Genomic DNA, 15,255 nt, shown 5'->3' with positions numbered 1-15,255 from the left:
CGACCGTGCCAAGAGGCGTGGGTGCGTCGAGCGCCGGATGATGCTGTCAGGGCAGACAGTACTGGCGATGAGGCCGAGGGGTGCGATCTGCCGGGACGCTGAGCGTCGAGGAAGGTGTCGTGATTGCGAGGATGCTCGACGTAGGCCACGGCTTTGATCGCCGCACCTGCGCCGTGGGCGAAAAGGGCGCGACGGCGGGCATGGTGGCCGGGGGCATCGCGTTAGCGTTGGCGACACCGACCATGAGAGGACTGACGTGAGCGAGCTCTATACACCCGCTGCGGTCGCCCCTCCCCAGGCAGCCGACGCCGCAGGCGCGGGTCTGGGGTTGACCGACTCCATCTACAACCGCCTCCTCAAGGAGCGCATCATCTGGCTCGGCTCCGAGGTGCGTGACGACAACGCCAACGCCATCTGCGCCCAGATGCTGCTGCTGGCCGCCGAGGATCCCGAGCGGGACATCTACCTCTACATCAACAGCCCCGGCGGCTCGGTGACCGCCGGCATGGCCATCTACGACACCATGCAGTACGTCCAGCCCGATGTCGCCACCGTGGCCACGGGCCTGGCCGCCTCCATGGGGCAGCACCTGCTGTCGGCCGGCGCCAAGGGCAAGCGCTACCTCACACCTCACGCCCGCGTGCTCATGCACCAGCCCTCCGGCGGCGCAGGGGGCTCGGCCACTGACATCCGTATCAACGCCGACCTCATCATCAAGATGAAGCAGGAGCTCGCGGAGATCACCGCGGCCAACACCGGACACACCGTGGAGGAGATCATCGCCGATTCCGACCGCGACCACTGGTTCTCGGCCCAGGAGGCCCTGGAGTACGGATTCGTCGATCACATCGTGCGCTCCAGTCGGGAGATCGGCAAGCAGAACGGAGACAACTGACATGTCCTCGACCCGTCCCTACTTCGAGGCCGTCGCCCGCCAGGCCGGTGCCATGCCGCAGGCCCGTTACGTGCTGCCCCAGTTCGAGGAGCGCACCGCCTACGGCTTCAAGCGTCAGGACCCCTACGCCAAGCTCTTCGAGGACCGCATCGTCTTCATGGGCGTCCAGGTCGACGACGCCTCCGCCGACGACATCATGGCCCAGCTCCTGGTCCTGGAGTCCCAGGACCCCGACGGCCTCATCACCATGTACATCAACAGCCCCGGCGGATCCTTCACGGCGCTGACGGCCATCTACGACACCATGCAGTACATCAAGCCGCAGGTGCAGACCGTCTGCCTGGGGCAGGCGGCCTCCGCCGCGGCCGTGCTCCTGGCCGCCGGTAGCGAGGGCAAGCGCCTGGCCCTGCCCAATGCGCGCGTCCTCATCCACCAGCCCGCCATGGAGGGGATGCAGGGGCAGGCCAGCGACATCGAGATCGTTGCCAACGAGATCGACCGCATGCGCTCCTGGCTGGAGGACACCCTGGCCGCGCACACCGGCCAGGACCGCGAGAAGATCCACGCCGACCTCGAGCGCGACAAGATTCTCACGGCCGCAGCCGCCAAGGAGTACGGGATCGTGGACCAGGTGCTCACTTCTCGCAAGGCGCCGGCCTCCCCGCACTCCTCCTGAGGAGACGCTGGGATGCCGACCGGGTCGTCGACGCCGTGCTGACGCTGCGTGCAGTGCTCCTTCCAGCAACCGGCTGGAGCACTGCACGTGCAGCCGGTGGAAATCAGACCCGCAAACGCTGGCAGCATGATGCCCAACGTGGCATATTGCGGACTGGACACGCCGCCATGCCCTCGGCGCACCTGCCGTCTCAGCCCGTAGGCTGACGCAGGACCGCCCGGGCTCGGGGGCCGATGACGAACCTGGAGGAAACTGTGGCACGTAACGCTGAGAGTGTGGATCTGCTGAAGTGCTCCTTCTGCGGCAAGAGCCAGAAGCAGGTCAAGAAGCTCATCGCCGGGCCCGGTGTCTACATCTGTGACGAGTGCATCGAGCTGTGCAACGAGATCGTTGACGAGGAGCTGAGCGACTCCGGTGCCGGCGTACCTCTTGAGCTGCCCAAGCCCCAGGAGATCTTCGACTTCCTCAACCAGTACGTCATCGGTCAGGAGGCCGCCAAGCGCGCCATGAGCGTGGCGGTCTACAACCACTATAAGCGTGTCCAGGTCAAGGAGCGCTCCGTGGCCGAGGGGGACGGCCTGGAGCTGGGCAAGTCCAACATCCTCCTGCTGGGGCCCACCGGAACCGGTAAGACTCACCTGGCCCGAACCCTGGCTCGCCTCCTCGACGTCCCCTTCGCCATCGTCGACGCTACGGCGCTGACCGAGGCGGGATACGTCGGCGAGGACGTGGAGAACATCCTCCTCAAGCTCATCCAGGCCGCTGACGGCGACGTCAAGCGCGCTGAGAAGGGCATCATCTACATCGATGAGATCGACAAGATCGGCCGCAAGGCAGAGAACCCCTCAATCACCCGTGACGTCTCGGGTGAGGGCGTGCAGCAGGCACTGCTCAAGATCATCGAGGGGACAACGGCCTCCGTGCCTCCCGGCGGCGGGCGCAAGCACCCGCACCAGGAGTTCCTGGAGATCGACACCACCAATATTCTCTTCATCGCCGCAGGCGCCTTCGCCGGTATCGAGGAGATCGTGCGCCAGCGTCAGCGCAAGGAGTCCGGTGCCCAGATGGTGGGTTTCGGGGCGCAGCTGACCGGCAGCACGGGGGCGAAAGACGTCTTCACCTCACCGGTGCGCCCCGAGGACCTTCACAAGTTCGGTCTGATCCCCGAGTTCATCGGCCGCCTGCCCGTCATCGCGACGGTCCAGGACCTGGGGGTGCGCGAGCTCGTGCGCGTCATGACCGAGCCCAAGAACGCTCTGGTCTCCCAGTACCAGTACCTCTTCAGTCTTGACGGCGTCGAGCTGGAGCTGACCGACGCGGCCATCGAGGCGGTGGCCTCTCTCGCCCTGGAGCGCAAGACCGGAGCCCGGGGGCTGACCTCCATCGTCGAGGAGGTCCTGGGGCAGGCCATGTTCGAGGTTCCCTCCCTGCCTGAGGTCGGGCGCGTCGTTGTCGACGCCGATGCCGTCAGGGGCACCGGGAAGCCCCGCTATCAGTCCGGGTCGGGCACGCTGCGCTCGACGAACAAGGTGGGGGAGCGGAGCCGGACCGCATGAGCGAGGGGCAGGCGGGAGTTCCCCCGCAGCTGGCCGTTTACCGGGACACCATCGACAACCTCGACGCCGCCCTCGTCCATCTCCTGGCAGAGCGCTTCCGCTGCACCCAGCAGGTGGGCCTGCTCAAGGCCAGGCTGGACCTGCCGCCGGCCGACCCAGGGCGCGAGCGGCAGCAGGTGGCGCGTCTGCGGGCACTGGCCGAGGAGTCCGGCCTGGACCCGGTCTTCGCCGAGAAGTTCTTCACCTTCATCGTCGCCGAGGTCATCCAGCACCACGAGGAGATCCGCGACGACCACGAGGCCGAGCGCGCCAAGCAGCCATAGCCGCAGAAGCCACCGGGCGCAGCTGTTCGGGTGAGTTTTCCGTGACTCCCTGCGACATAAGCCATTGAGGCCGGGGCGAGTACGAGGGCAGTTGTGGAGCAGCCGGCGCGCCCGGAGCCGCTACGTGGCCCAGGCTCTGATCGGGAACGTACTTCGTACTCGAGGACTGCGTTGTCCCACAGCTGACTGCGGGCGGATGACAGTCGTTTGCCGGACAAGTACGTTCTGGACGGACAACGCAGTCCTCGATTCGTGAGCCAGTCGTTGAGCCGCCATGGAGCGTGGCCGGTTCAGGACACAACGGTCGATCCTGGTTCCGTACTCATCGACTTCCGGTAGTGATGGCCGACGATGTCGCAGCGGGATCGTGCGGCAGCCTCTAGCCCTGCGACGGCGAGACAGTGGCGTTGGGGACGAGTGGCGTGCGCGTGTAGAGAGCCTCGATCTCGGCCGAGAAACGCCTCTCCGCCTCAGCGCGGCGCACCTTGAGCGAGGGGGTCAGCAGGCCGTTGGCCACGGTGAAGTCCGTGGGCAGCACCTCGAAGGTACGGATCGACTCCGCCCGTGAGACCGCTTCATTGGCCCGGGCCACGGCCCGCTCCAGGGCGGCGCGCACCCGCGGGTCCCGGGCGGCGTCGACGACCGTCATCTCCTCCAGCCCGTGGGAGGACAGCCACAGCGGCAGCATCTCGGCATCCAGGGTGAGGAGCGCGCCGATGCAGGGGCGGTTCTCACCGACGACGAGCACCTGGCTGACCAACGGATGACCACGCAGTCGGTCCTCCAGAGGGGCGGGGGCGACGTTCTTGCCTCCGGCGGTGACGATGAGCTCCTTCTTACGCCCGGTGATCCTCAGGAAGCCCTCAGCGCCTTCGAAGGAGCCGATGTCCCCGGTGCGCAGCCAGCCGTCGGCGGTGAAGGCCTCGGCCGTGGCCTCAGGGTTGTTGTGGTAGCCGGTGAAGGTGCCGATGCCCCGGACCAGGATCTCCCCGTCGTCGTCCAAACGGAGCGCGCAGCCGGGCAGCGGGGTGCCGACGGTCCCGATCCGGGTGGCCCGGGGCAGGTTGACGCTGCACGGCCCCATGGTCTCGGTCAGGCCGTAGCCCTCCAGGACGGTGACCCCGGCACCGCGGAAGAAGTGCCCCAGGCGCTCGCCCAGAGGCCCGCCCCCGGAGATCACGTGGGTGACCTGCCCGCCCAGCACGGAGCGCAGGGTGGAGAAGACGAGCTTGTCGAAGGCGGCGCGCTGAGCCTTGAGACGGCGCGACGGGCCCTGCGGGGTGTCCAGAGCGCGTGAGTAGGCGATCGCCGTCTTGGCCGCCAGGCGGAAGACCTTCTGCTTGGCACCGGTCGCCTTGGCGTCCGCGGCGTTGTAGATCTTCTCGAAGACGCGGGGCACGGCCAGGACCGCCGTGGGCCGGAAGGAACCCAGGTCGTTGAGGAGATTCCGCACGTCGGGCACGTGCCCCAGCACGCCCGCGCGCGAGCAGACGACCGCAATCTCCATGAACCGGCCGAGCACGTGGGCCAGGGGCAGGAACAGCAGGAAACGGACCTCGGCCCCGCCCAGGACCTCGGGCACGTGCGGGCAGACGTTGACGCACAGGTGCACGAGGTTGCCGTGGCTGAGCTCGACGCCCTTGGGACGGCCGGTGGTGCCGGAGGTGTAGACGATGGTGGCCAGGGACTGTGAGGTCAGGGCCGCGCTGCGCCGGTCGAGCTCGCTGGCGTCCACGCCTCGACCTGCCCTGATGAGCCCCAGCACGTCCTCACGCTCGACGCACATCACCTGCAGACTCTCCAGCTCGGGCACGGAGGAGGCCAGTGCACCCACCATGGAGGCCATGGCCTCGTTCTCCACGACGATGAGCTTCACACTGGCGTCGGTGAGGATCCACTGGGCCTGCTCGGCCGAGGAGGTCTCATAGACGGGGACGACGACGAGGCCCGCCTCCCAGGCGGCGAAGTCCAGAAGCGTCCACTCGTATGACGTGTGCGACATGATGCCGACGGCATCTCCGGGCTGAAGTCCTCGGGCCACCAGGCCCGCGGCCACTTCACGCACCTGGGTGCGGAAGGCACTGGCGCTCATCTCCCGCCAGCGCCGCCCCAAGGGGGACTTGCGGGCGATGAGCCCGCCGTCGGGATTGCGGCGCACACGCTCGGCCAGAGCCCAGGGCGTCGTCATGCCGTTGTGAACCGGGACCAGGAGATCGGTGGCGTGCTCCTCTAACGAGGCGGAGGGGCCGGAGTCGGCCGGTCGGGCGGAGGCGTCGGTCATGGTGGCAAGTATGCCCGCCCGAGGCCGCCGGCGACGTTTGCTCCCGTTTACTCCTGTGGTCCTTTGCGGGTGGAGCCGTAAATGTCCGCGATGACGTCGGCGTGGGCCTCCATGACCGGGCCGCGCTTGACCTTCAGCGACGGGGTGAGCAGGCCGTTGGCCTCGGTGAAGTCTGTGGCCAGCACCCGGAAGGTGCGGATCGACTCGGCCCGGGAGACCGCGCGGTTCGTGCGCGCCACGGCCCGGTCCAGGGCGGCGAGCACCTGCGGGTGGGAGGAGGCCTCGACCACGTCCATGGCCGGCAGCCCGTGGTTGCGCAGCCACTGGGGGAGCATGTCCTTGTCCAGTGTGATGAGTGCGGAGATGAAGGGCTCCCCGTCCCCGATGACGAGCACCTGGCTGATGAGCGGGTGGCCGCGCAGGCGGTCCTCAAGCTGGGCGGGGGCGACGTTCTTGCCTCCGGCGGTGACGATGAGCTCCTTCTTGCGTCCGGTGATGCGCAGGTAGCCGTCGTCATCAAGGGCGCCGATGTCGCCGGTGCAAAACCAGCCGTCGGCGGTGAAGGCCTCGGCGGTGGCCGAGGGGTTGTTGTGGTAGGTGGAGAAGACGCCCAGGCCGCGGACCTGGATCTCGTCGTCCTCACCGATGCGGATCTCGTTGCCGCAGACGGGCGGGCCGACAGTGCCGATCTTGTTGAGCCAGTCTGTGTTGACGCTGACCGGGCCGATGGTCTCGGTCAGGCCGTAGCCCTCCAGGATGACCAGTCCCAGCCCGCGGTAGAAGTGGCCCAGACGCTGTCCCAGCGGCCCCCCGCCGGAGATGATGAAGCGGGCGTTGGGGCCCATGAGTCCCCGGATCTTGCGGAAGACGAGACGGTCGGCCACGGCGTGCGCCCGACGGAGGCTGCCGGAGGGGCCTTGTGGGGTGTCCAGGGCGCGGGAGTAGGCGATGGCGACCTTGGCGGCCCAACGGAACAGCTTGAGCTTGGCGCCGCTGCCGGCCTTGGCGTCGGCGGCGTTGTAGATCTTCTCCAGGACGCGCGGGACGGCCAGGATGTAGGAGGGGGCGAAGGACTGCAGGTCGGGCAGAAGGGTCCTGGCGTCGGGGGTGTGGCCCAGCACGCCCTCGCCGGCCAGGGACAGCAGCTGGAGGCAGCGGGCGTAGACGTGGGCCAGCGGCAGGAACAGCAGCAGGCGCACGTTGTCGCCCCACAGGACTCCGGGCAGGTAGCGCACCCCGTGATAGGGGATGCCGACGGCGTTGCGGTGGGTGAGCTCGACGCCCTTGGGACGGCCCGTGGTGCCGGAGGTGTAGATGATGGAGTAGACGTCGTCGACCGTGAGGGCGTTGGTGCGCTGGTCGACCTGGGAGGGGCTGACGCCCGAGCCCGCCTGGACGATGGTGGTGATGGCGTCGGAGTCCAGGGCGAGGACCCTCACCGTGTGCCCGATACCGGCGACGGCGCCGCGTACGAGCTCGGCCAGCGTGCCGCTCTCGGTGATGACCACTCGCACGTCGGAGTCGGTGACGATCCACTCGACCTGCTCGGCTGAGCTCGTCTCGTAGATGGGCACGGAGATGAGGCCCGCGCGGGCGATGGCCATGTCCAGGAGGAACCAGTCGTAGGAGGTGTGCGCCATGATGCCGACGGTGGCGCCGGCCTCGAGCCCCATGCCGATGAGACCCGCGGCCACATGGGCCACCTCCTCACCGAAGGCTCGGGCCGAGACCTCCTGCCAGTCCCCCGACAGGGACGACTTGCGGGCCACGAGTGGCCGGTCGCCACTGCGGGCGATGCGGTCGGCGAGCAGCCACGGAACCGACCAGTGCTCCTCGGGCTGGAAGGGGATCTCGGTGCTGGAGACCCCGTCGGTCATATGGCCGGGATAGCGTGGTGGCCTGGTGCTGGTGGCCTGGGGCGAGGAGTGGTGAGAGCTCACGGCCTCATTGTGTCAGGCGGTGGTCAGGGCGGCGCACCGTTGAGGTGAGAGAAGGAGAGCGACGCTGTGGAGGTTTTCACAGGTGGTGCGCAGTGGTCTCATGGAGATCACGGGATGTGGGTGATGGGAGGGGAGTCTGCGGCTCGGAGGTTCCTCTCAAGGCGCCTGAGGAAACGAGAGCGATAGGTTTGACCGCTTGGTTGCATATGTGTAACGTGCCTCTCAGCCCTAGTCGACGCGCGTCGACAATGTGGGTCCTTCCGGAACGGAGCCGGTGGGCTCCGCAACAGTTTCAAGGAGGAAACACGCATGACACCCCTACCCCGTCGTCAGTTCATCCAGGGCTCGGCCCTGGCGGCGGCGCTGGCCTCAATGGCGGCCTGCTCCACGTCCCGCGGAGACGACGACGGCCCCGTCACCTTTGAAGGCACCGGACCAATCACCTGGGTCCAGGGCAAGGACAACTCGGGCGGCAAGGTCCAGGCCCGGATCGATGAGTGGAACAAGGCCCACCCTGGCGAGGAGGTCAAGCTCATCGAGCTCTCCGCCGAGGCCGACCAGCAGCGCACCTCCCTCATCAACGCCGCCAGAATCAACTCCAAGGCCTACGACGTCGTCTCCCTGGACAACGTCTGGGTCTCCGAGTTCGCCGCCAACCGGTGGGTGGTCGAGCTGCCCCAGGATGAGCTCAAGAACGACGACATCCTCGAACCCGTGTGGAAGACGGGCCTCTACAAGGACAAGCTCTTCGCGGTCCCCTTCGTCACTGACGCCCCGATGATGTTCTACCGCAAGGACTTCCTGGCGAAGGCCGGCGTCGCGGTTCCCAAGACCTGGGACGAGGTCAAGGCCGCCATCGACAAGGTGCGGGCCCTGCCCGGCCACGAGAACATCGGAGGGTTCGGCGGTCAGTTCGCCAAGTACGAGGGCCTGACCTGCTGCGCCTCGGAGTTCATCCACACCGCAGGCGGCGGCTTCTACGACGACGATGCCCAGGTCATCGTCGACTCCGCCGAGTCGGTTACCGGTCTGCAGTGGCTCATTGACGGCTTCTCCAAGAACTACATCCCCAAGGAGTCCCTGGAGTGGAAGGAGGAGGACGGGCGTAACGCCTTCGAGGCGGGCGACCTCCTGTTCCTCCGTCAGTGGCCCTATCAGTACGCCAACAACAAGGAGTCCCTGGGGACGGACAAGTTCGACGTCGCCGCCCTGCCGAGCATCGATGGCAAGTCATTCGTGCCGACCCTGGGCGGGCACAACTGCGCCATCACCAAGGGGTCGAAGAACAAGGCCACTGCCTTGAAATTCGTCAAGTGGTGGATCAACGAGGACTCCCAGCGTTATCAGCTCAAGACCCAGACGCTCGCCCCGATCCTCGGATCCCTCTACGACGACCCCGAGCTTCTCAAGGACTTCCCCTACCTGCCGATTCTCAAGCAGAGTCTTGAGAACGCCAAGAGCCGTCCTCAGGCCGTCTACTACGGTGACGTCACCGCCAAGATCCAGGACAGCATCTATCCCGCGATCCAGCAGCCGGGGAGCAGGACAGCCAAGGACGTTATCGCCGGCCTGAGCAGCAGCCTGAAGAAGCTGGAGGGCTAAGAGCCTCGATACGGTGACCGCCTTATGGCGGAGCCCCTCGTGAACCCGGTCATGTCATCTAGGACAGTCAGCAAGGACAGTCAAAAGGACGGTCAAAGGACAGTCATGAGTACAACGACGCACTCCGAACAAGTCGTCAACCGCCAGTCCAAGAGCTCCAAGGCCCAGGCCCGTCTGGCCTGGCTGCTCATCTCGCCCACGGTGCTGGTACTGACGATCGTCATCCTCATCCCCATCGCCCAGTCCCTCTACCAGTCGCTCTTCGGGCGGCCCAGCCTGGAGGACAACGGCTTCTTCTCCACCACTGAGCCCTTCGTGGGTCTGAAGAACTACACCGACATCTTCTCCAGCGCCGGGGAGAGGTTCTGGGTGGCCTTCTACAACACGACCCTCTTCGGCGTGGTCACCGTGGTCCTGGAGACCATCCTGGGCGTTGCCATGGCGCTCATCATGCACAAGGCGATGAAGGGACGCGGCATCGTGCGCGCCTCGATCCTCGTGCCCTGGGCGATCCCCACCGCGGTCTCCGCCATCCTGTGGGGCTGGATCTTCAACCAGAACGGTGTCGCCAACGCCATTCTGGGCCGGCACGTCATGTGGGCCTCAGGGGACCTGAGCGCCAAGGCGGCCATCATTATCGCCGACGTGTGGAAGACGGCGCCCTACATCGGGCTGCTTACCCTGGCCGGACTCCAGCTCATCCCCGATGAGGTCTACGAGGCCGCCAAGATCGACGGCGCCAGCGCCTGGAAGCGCTTCACCTCCATCACCCTGCCGCTGGTCAAGCCCGCGCTCGTCGTGGCCGTGGTCTTCCGGGCCCTGGACGCCCTGCGCATGTTCGACCTGCCCTACATCCTCATCGGCCCCAGGAAGGGCAGCGTGGAGACCCTCTCCATGCTGGTCCAGGACGAGAGCTCCAACTCCCGCTACGGCAGTGCCGCGGCCTACGCCCTCATCCTGTTCCTCTACGTCTTCGTCTTCGCCGTCGCGTTCTTGAAGATCACCAACACCGACATCAGTGGTAACGACGAGGCCCGACGCAAGCGCAATGAGCGCAAGCTGCCGGTCAGCGCCTTCTTCAAGCGCTCCGGCTCCTCCACCCCGGCCTCCCAGACGGCTACTGAAAGGAGCCAGCAGGCATGAGCACCTCCACCGCCGCACCTGTCCGCAAGACCAAGAGGGACTGGGGAAGCCTCTTCTCCACCGTCGGAATCGTCCTCATCGTCATCTACTGCCTGGCGCCCTTCTACTGGATGCTGGTCTCCTCACTGCGCCCCGACAGTGAGATCTTCGAGAACAGCTGGTGGCCCCGCCACCCCTCCTTCGAGAACTACAAGGCGGTCTTCTCCGAGAAGAACGACTTCGCCAACGGCCTCATCAACTCCCTGGTCGTCTCGATCGTCGTGACGGTCGTGGCGCTGGCGGTGGCGACCTTCACCGCCTACGCCCTGGCGCGCCTCGACTTCCGGGGCAAGGGCCTGCTGATGCTCCTCATCATCGCCACCTCGATGTTCCCACTCGTGGCCATCATCGTGCCCCTGCTGAAGAACTTCGCCGCCTGGGGCTGGACGGACACCTACCAGGCGATGATCGTCCCGGACCTGTCCTTCTCACTGCCACTGGCGGTGTGGAACCTGACGAGCTTCTTCCGGCAGATGCCCCAGGAGCTCGAGCAGTCCGCCATGGTCGACGGATGCACCCCCGGCCAGGCCTTCCGCAAGGTCATCCTCCCACTGGCCGCGCCGGGAATCTTCACCACCGCCATCATCATCTTCATCGGCGCCTGGAACGAGTTCCTCGTGGCCGTCACGATGATCATCAACCCCTCGATGCAGCCGGCCACGGTGCTGCTGTCGAAGTTCACCGGGGACTCCCAGTTCAACACGCCCTTCGGCTCCCAGATGGCGGCCGGTGTCATCATGACGCTGCCGCTGGTCATCATGGTGCTGCTCTTCCAGCGGCGGATCGTGGCCGGACTGGCCGCAGGAGGGCTCAAGCAGTAGACAGACGCAAGCCCGGGCCCGGCTCCCTGGAGAAGCCCGCCCGCCCATCACCCGTTCGTCTCTGTGGGGCGGCACCACCGCACCGCCCCACAGGGATCGTTCGGGGCGACGCTGGTTGCCTCCGCCCCCCCCTCCCTCATCCCTCGTCTTCATTCACCTGGCCGCAGCGCAGCGGCCTGACATAGGACCCGTCCATGACCTTGACCAGTGCCCGCCCGCAGGGCCTCGTATCGCGCACCGACACCGACGCCTGGTGGCGCGATGCCGTCATCTACCAGATCTACCCCCGCTCCTTCGCCGATGCCAACGGTGACGGCATCGGCGATATTCAGGGGATCCGGGAGCACATCGACCACCTGGTGGCACTCGGCGTGGATGCCGTGTGGCTCTCGCCCTTCTACCCCTCGCCCCAGGTCGACGCCGGCTACGACGTCTCGGACTACTTCGACCTGGCCCCCGAGTACGGTTCCCTGCAGGACCTCGATGCCCTCATCGCCGACCTCCACGAGGCCGGTATCCGCGTCATCATCGACCTGGTCCCCAACCACTCCTCCGACCAGCACAAGTGGTTCCGCGCCGCTCTGGAGGCCGGGCCCGGTTCGCCCGAGCGCGACCGCTATATCTTCCGCCACAGCACCGACGGCGCCCCGAACAACTGGGGCTCGCTCTTCGGAGGACCCGCCTGGCAGCCGGTCGAGCCGCTTACCGGTCGCAGCGAGGACCAGGGCTGGTACTACCTTCACCTGTTCGCAGCCGAGCAACCCGACTTCAACTGGTCCAACGAGGACGTTCACGAACACTTTCGCACCTTCCTGCGCTTCTGGGTGGAGCGCGGCATCGACGGGTTCCGCGTCGACGTCGCCCACGGGCTGGTCAAGGCCGAGGGGCTGCCCGACGACGATCTCGGTCCGGACCGGTGGAATGTCGTCGCCGTAGAAGGCGAGGACGCTGCCGCCGCCCGCGAGAAGCTGCCCGACGTTGGGCCGGCCTTCAACCAGCCCGGGGTCCACGACATCTACCGTGAGTGGCGCCGCGTCCTGGACGAGGTCGGCGAGGACATCCTCCTGGTCGCCGAGGCCTGGGTGCCCACGGAGGCCGATGTCGCCCTGTACGTGCGTGCCGACGAGATGAGCCAGGCCTTCAACTTCCCTTTCCTGACCGCAGGCTGGGACGCGGATGGGCTGCGCCGCGTCATCGACGTCTCCCTGAGCGAGTACGGTGCTGTCGGGGCGCCAGCCACCTGGGTGCTGTCCAACCACGACGTCGTGCGCCACGCCTCCCGCCTGGCCTACCCCGCCGACATGGACACCAACCCCGGGATCGGCCCCAAGGATCCCCAGCCCGACGCCGAGCTCGGCCTGGCCCGGGCGCGCGCCGCCACCCTATTCATGCTGGGCCTGCCCGGCAGCGCCTACCTCTACCAGGGTGAGGAGCTGGGACTGCCCGAGCACACCACCATGGAGGACGAGGCCCGCCAGGACCCCCTGTGGGAGCGCACCGACCACCTCGTACCGGGGCGCGACGGCTGCCGGGTCCCCCTGCCCTGGACGCGGGACGGAGCCTCCTACGGCTACAACGCCACCGGCCGCACCTGGCTGCCCCAACCCGAGGGGTGGGGCGAGTACTCGCCTCAGGTCCAGGAGGGGCGCGAGGGCTCCACCCTCAGCCTGTACCGGCGGGCCATCGCCCTGCGCCGCGAGCTCCGACTGGGGCGCGGCTCGGTGGAGTGGCTGGACAGTGAACCCGGGATCCTGCTCCTGCGCAACGGCACCACAGGGATCGTCCTCAACACCACCGAGCAGCCGGTGGCGATCAAGGCAGCCGGCAGGCCCCTCATCACCTCCTGGCACCGAAGCGAGGTGGACGGGGCGGATTCGGCGGATACCGTGGATGCCGCGGACGCCGTCGTCGTACCACCCAACGGTGCCTGCTGGCTGGGTCTTTCCGCCGGAGGAACCGATGGCGGCGACCCGCGCTGACGTGGCCCGGGCGGCGGGGGTGTCGCCCTCGACCGTCACCTACGTCCTGAGCGGCCAGCGCTCGACGCGCTCGAGCACCCGGGAGCGGGTCATGCGGGCCGTGCGCGAGCTCGACTACCACCCCAACACCGCCGCGCGCTCACTGGCCTCGCCGGTGCTGCGTACCGTGGGGGTCCTGTTCCGGCGCCAGCGCTCCACCATTGACGCCAATGACCTGGACTACGTCGATGGGGTGTGCCGCGCACTGGCGCCCAGCGGAATCCAGGCCGTCATCCCGGTCATGACCTCTTCGACGCCGCTGATCGAGCTGCGCTCGCTCGTGCGCTCCGGCGCCCTGGGCGGGGTGGTTCTCATGGATGTGGCCGACGGCGATGAGCGCGAGGCGATGCTGCTGGAGGAGAAGGTCCCCACCGTCCTCATCGGCTCCTCCGATCGCGCCGGTGGGGCGCCCGGCATCGACGCGGACTTCGCTCAAATGGCGCACGCCGGCGTCGAGCACCTGACCGGGCTCGGGCACCGCCGCATCATCGCACTCATGCGGGAGACCGCCTCCGACGACGCTCACGCCCGCCAGGACCACACCCACGAGCTCCTGCGCGCCGCGCAGAAGCTGGGGGTGGAGGTCTTGGTGCGCCAGGTCCCGGAGGCGGCGCTGGCCGGCGCCGACATCGTGCGGTCCGGCGGCCTCATCGAGGGGTGTAGCGCAGTCCTGTCCAACAACCCCGCCGCTGTGGTGGGACTTGCCTGCGCGGCGCAGGCCCACGGGCTGTCCGTTCCCGCCGACCTGTCCGTGCTCACCCTCGGGATCACGCAGGACAGCGTCCGCCGGGGGGAAGCCTTCAGCGAGCTCAGCGTCAACCGTGAGACCATGGGGGCCGAGGCGGGCTCGCTCCTGCTGAGGCGCCTCAGAAGAGAACCGGACCCGTCCCAGCACCGTGGGCTCATGCCCGCCGTCCTCACTGACCGCGGCTCCACGGCGCTCTGCCGGAGCTGAGGAGCGGACGTGAAAGCGCCCGGATTGCTGCAATGTCTGCCAGACTCGATGATGAATGTGAGACGTTGAAGGAGAAAGGATGACGCTGAGCAGAACCCGCATAATCAACACTCTCATCGGCCTGCTGATCCTGGCCGTGGCGGCTCTCGCCGCTGTCCCGTGGCTGGTTCCCAGGATCCAGGAGGCAGCACGGGACGAACCCGACTCCGACCTCGTCCTGGCCGCGGTCAAGAAGCATCAAACGCTGCTGGACGCCGAATGGACCAATCCCGAGGCCTCCACCGGAGCCGCCCCACCTATGCAGGCCGAGCTGATGATCCGAGATGCGCGCAAACAGCTGACCCAGGACGGTATCCCGGTGACCTCCGCGACGAGCGAGGTCAAGCGCATCAGGCCCACCTACCAGGGTGACGGCAATGTTCATGTGATAGCCGAGGTCTCCACCTCCAAGACCTACGCAAACGTTTCCAGCACGAACAGCGTGGAGACGAACCGCCACAGTCTCGTCCTCACTGGGAACGATGACCGCGGGTACTCGGTGGTGAGCGACGAGGTCGTTGATCCGGCGCGGCCCAGTCCTCCCATGAGCATCCGGCACCGCGCCGACCTCATGGGGCTGGGAGTGAGCATCGTGTTCGCCTCCATCGCCGTCGTCGCGGTGGTGCTGTCCCGGCGGAATCGAGCCCACCTGCCCCGTGGCTTCTCCTGGCTACCATTCGGCGGCACCTTCGCACTGACGATCGGGGTCGCCTGGGGCTACACGGTCGGCAGCGCCAGCACTCGGGATGACTTCGGGGACACGATGAGCTGCCTCGGGGAGCGCCTGACCTCGCTTGACTCCCGACTCATTCCCTTCCTCAGCCGCGACTGCGTGACTCACAGCCGCATCGACGTGCTTACGGCCCTGCTGGCCGCCGTGGTCATCGTCCTCATCGAGTACCGGATCCTCCTGAGCCTCCGGCAGAGAACCGACCGCGTGAACCTGCCCGGCAGGCCCTAGAACGAC

12 protein-coding genes are annotated in these 15,255 nt (G+C 67.3%); 10 read left to right on the top strand and 2 right to left on the bottom strand.

Features of this window, described 5'->3' with window-relative positions; genetic code table 11:
* Positions 1-256 precede the first annotated feature (256 nt).
* From RIV14_RS04835 to RIV14_RS04820, 4 genes are all read left to right on the top strand, one after another.
* Positions 257-895 carry an ATP-dependent Clp protease proteolytic subunit gene (locus tag RIV14_RS04835; protein ID WP_003786603.1) on the top strand — a complete coding sequence of 213 codons (639 nt, stop codon included), beginning with the start codon at positions 257-259 and terminating at the stop codon, positions 893-895.
* Between the two features lies 1 nt (position 896).
* Entirely contained in the window at positions 897-1,571 is a 675-nt protein-coding gene (locus RIV14_RS04830) for an ATP-dependent Clp protease proteolytic subunit (protein ID WP_070659051.1), read from the top strand.
* Positions 1,572-1,825: 254 nt separating this feature from the next.
* A complete protein-coding gene (clpX, locus tag RIV14_RS04825; RefSeq protein ID WP_070659092.1) occupies positions 1,826-3,127 on the top strand; it encodes an ATP-dependent Clp protease ATP-binding subunit ClpX in 1,302 nt (433 codons plus the stop codon).
* A complete protein-coding gene (locus tag RIV14_RS04820; RefSeq protein WP_075372513.1) occupies positions 3,124-3,450 on the top strand; it encodes a chorismate mutase in 327 nt (108 codons plus the stop codon). Before clpX ends, RIV14_RS04820 begins: the two co-directional genes overlap by 4 nt.
* 379 nt (positions 3,451-3,829) lie before the next feature.
* On the opposite strand, the gene RIV14_RS04815 is transcribed toward RIV14_RS04820, so the two are convergent.
* A complete protein-coding gene (locus RIV14_RS04815) occupies positions 3,830-5,731 on the bottom strand; it encodes an AMP-dependent synthetase/ligase (protein ID WP_075372512.1) in 1,902 nt (633 codons plus the stop codon).
* Positions 5,732-5,778: 47 nt separating this feature from the next.
* On the bottom strand, positions 5,779-7,608 hold the full coding sequence (locus RIV14_RS04810; protein ID WP_256699294.1) for an AMP-dependent synthetase/ligase: 1,830 nt from the start codon (positions 7,606-7,608) through the stop codon (positions 5,779-5,781).
* A 372-nt stretch (positions 7,609-7,980) separates the two neighbouring features.
* On the opposite strand from RIV14_RS04810, the gene RIV14_RS04805 reads away from it, so the two are divergent.
* From RIV14_RS04805 to RIV14_RS04780, 6 genes are all read left to right on the top strand, one after another.
* Positions 7,981-9,273, top strand: a complete 1,293-nt coding sequence (locus RIV14_RS04805) for an ABC transporter substrate-binding protein (protein ID WP_075372510.1) — start codon at positions 7,981-7,983, stop codon at positions 9,271-9,273.
* 105 nt (positions 9,274-9,378) lie between these two features.
* On the top strand, positions 9,379-10,416 hold the full coding sequence (locus RIV14_RS04800) for a carbohydrate ABC transporter permease (RefSeq protein WP_075372509.1): 1,038 nt from the start codon (positions 9,379-9,381) through the stop codon (positions 10,414-10,416).
* On the top strand, positions 10,413-11,276 hold the full coding sequence (locus RIV14_RS04795; RefSeq protein WP_075372508.1) for a carbohydrate ABC transporter permease: 864 nt from the start codon (positions 10,413-10,415) through the stop codon (positions 11,274-11,276). Before RIV14_RS04800 ends, RIV14_RS04795 begins: the two co-directional genes overlap by 4 nt.
* A gap of 194 nt (positions 11,277-11,470) precedes the next feature.
* Positions 11,471-13,255 (top strand): glycoside hydrolase family 13 protein, encoded by a 1,785-nt coding sequence (locus RIV14_RS04790; RefSeq protein ID WP_075372507.1) that lies wholly within the window; start codon positions 11,471-11,473, stop codon positions 13,253-13,255.
* Positions 13,236-14,249, top strand: a complete 1,014-nt coding sequence (locus tag RIV14_RS04785; RefSeq protein ID WP_075372506.1) for a LacI family DNA-binding transcriptional regulator — start codon at positions 13,236-13,238, stop codon at positions 14,247-14,249. Before RIV14_RS04790 ends, RIV14_RS04785 begins: the two co-directional genes overlap by 20 nt.
* 79 nt (positions 14,250-14,328) lie before the next feature.
* Positions 14,329-15,249, top strand: coding sequence for a hypothetical protein (locus RIV14_RS04780; RefSeq protein ID WP_075372505.1), 921 nt, complete (start codon positions 14,329-14,331; stop codon positions 15,247-15,249).
* The last annotated feature ends 6 nt before the right edge of the window (positions 15,250-15,255 follow it).

The organism is Actinomyces acetigenes (assembly GCF_031296635.1).
GTDB lineage: Bacteria > Actinomycetota > Actinomycetes > Actinomycetales > Actinomycetaceae > Actinomyces > Actinomyces acetigenes.
The sequence above is the reverse complement of the archived record's forward strand: the minus strand, read 5'-3'. Positions and strand labels throughout refer to the sequence as shown.

What these genes read in the sequence shown, in the direction of transcription:
- RIV14_RS04830 (WP_070659051.1), top strand. Translation starts at nt 897, where the DNA reads ATGTCCTCGACCCGTCCCTACTTCGAGGCCGTCGCCCGCCAGGCCGGT.
- RIV14_RS04785 (WP_075372506.1), top strand. Translation starts at nt 13,236, where the DNA reads ATGGCGGCGACCCGCGCTGACGTGGCCCGGGCGGCGGGGGTGTCGCCC.
- RIV14_RS04815 (WP_075372512.1), bottom strand. Translation starts at nt 5,731, where the DNA reads ATGACCGACGCCTCCGCCCGACCGGCCGACTCCGGCCCCTCCGCCTCG.
- RIV14_RS04790 (WP_075372507.1), top strand. Translation starts at nt 11,471, where the DNA reads ATGACCTTGACCAGTGCCCGCCCGCAGGGCCTCGTATCGCGCACCGAC.
- RIV14_RS04820 (WP_075372513.1), top strand. Translation starts at nt 3,124, where the DNA reads ATGAGCGAGGGGCAGGCGGGAGTTCCCCCGCAGCTGGCCGTTTACCGG.
- RIV14_RS04795 (WP_075372508.1), top strand. Translation starts at nt 10,413, where the DNA reads ATGAGCACCTCCACCGCCGCACCTGTCCGCAAGACCAAGAGGGACTGG.
- RIV14_RS04810 (WP_256699294.1), bottom strand. Translation starts at nt 7,608, where the DNA reads ATGACCGACGGGGTCTCCAGCACCGAGATCCCCTTCCAGCCCGAGGAG.
- RIV14_RS04800 (WP_075372509.1), top strand. Translation starts at nt 9,379, where the DNA reads ATGAGTACAACGACGCACTCCGAACAAGTCGTCAACCGCCAGTCCAAG.
- RIV14_RS04805 (WP_075372510.1), top strand. Translation starts at nt 7,981, where the DNA reads ATGACACCCCTACCCCGTCGTCAGTTCATCCAGGGCTCGGCCCTGGCG.
- RIV14_RS04780 (WP_075372505.1), top strand. Translation starts at nt 14,329, where the DNA reads ATGACGCTGAGCAGAACCCGCATAATCAACACTCTCATCGGCCTGCTG.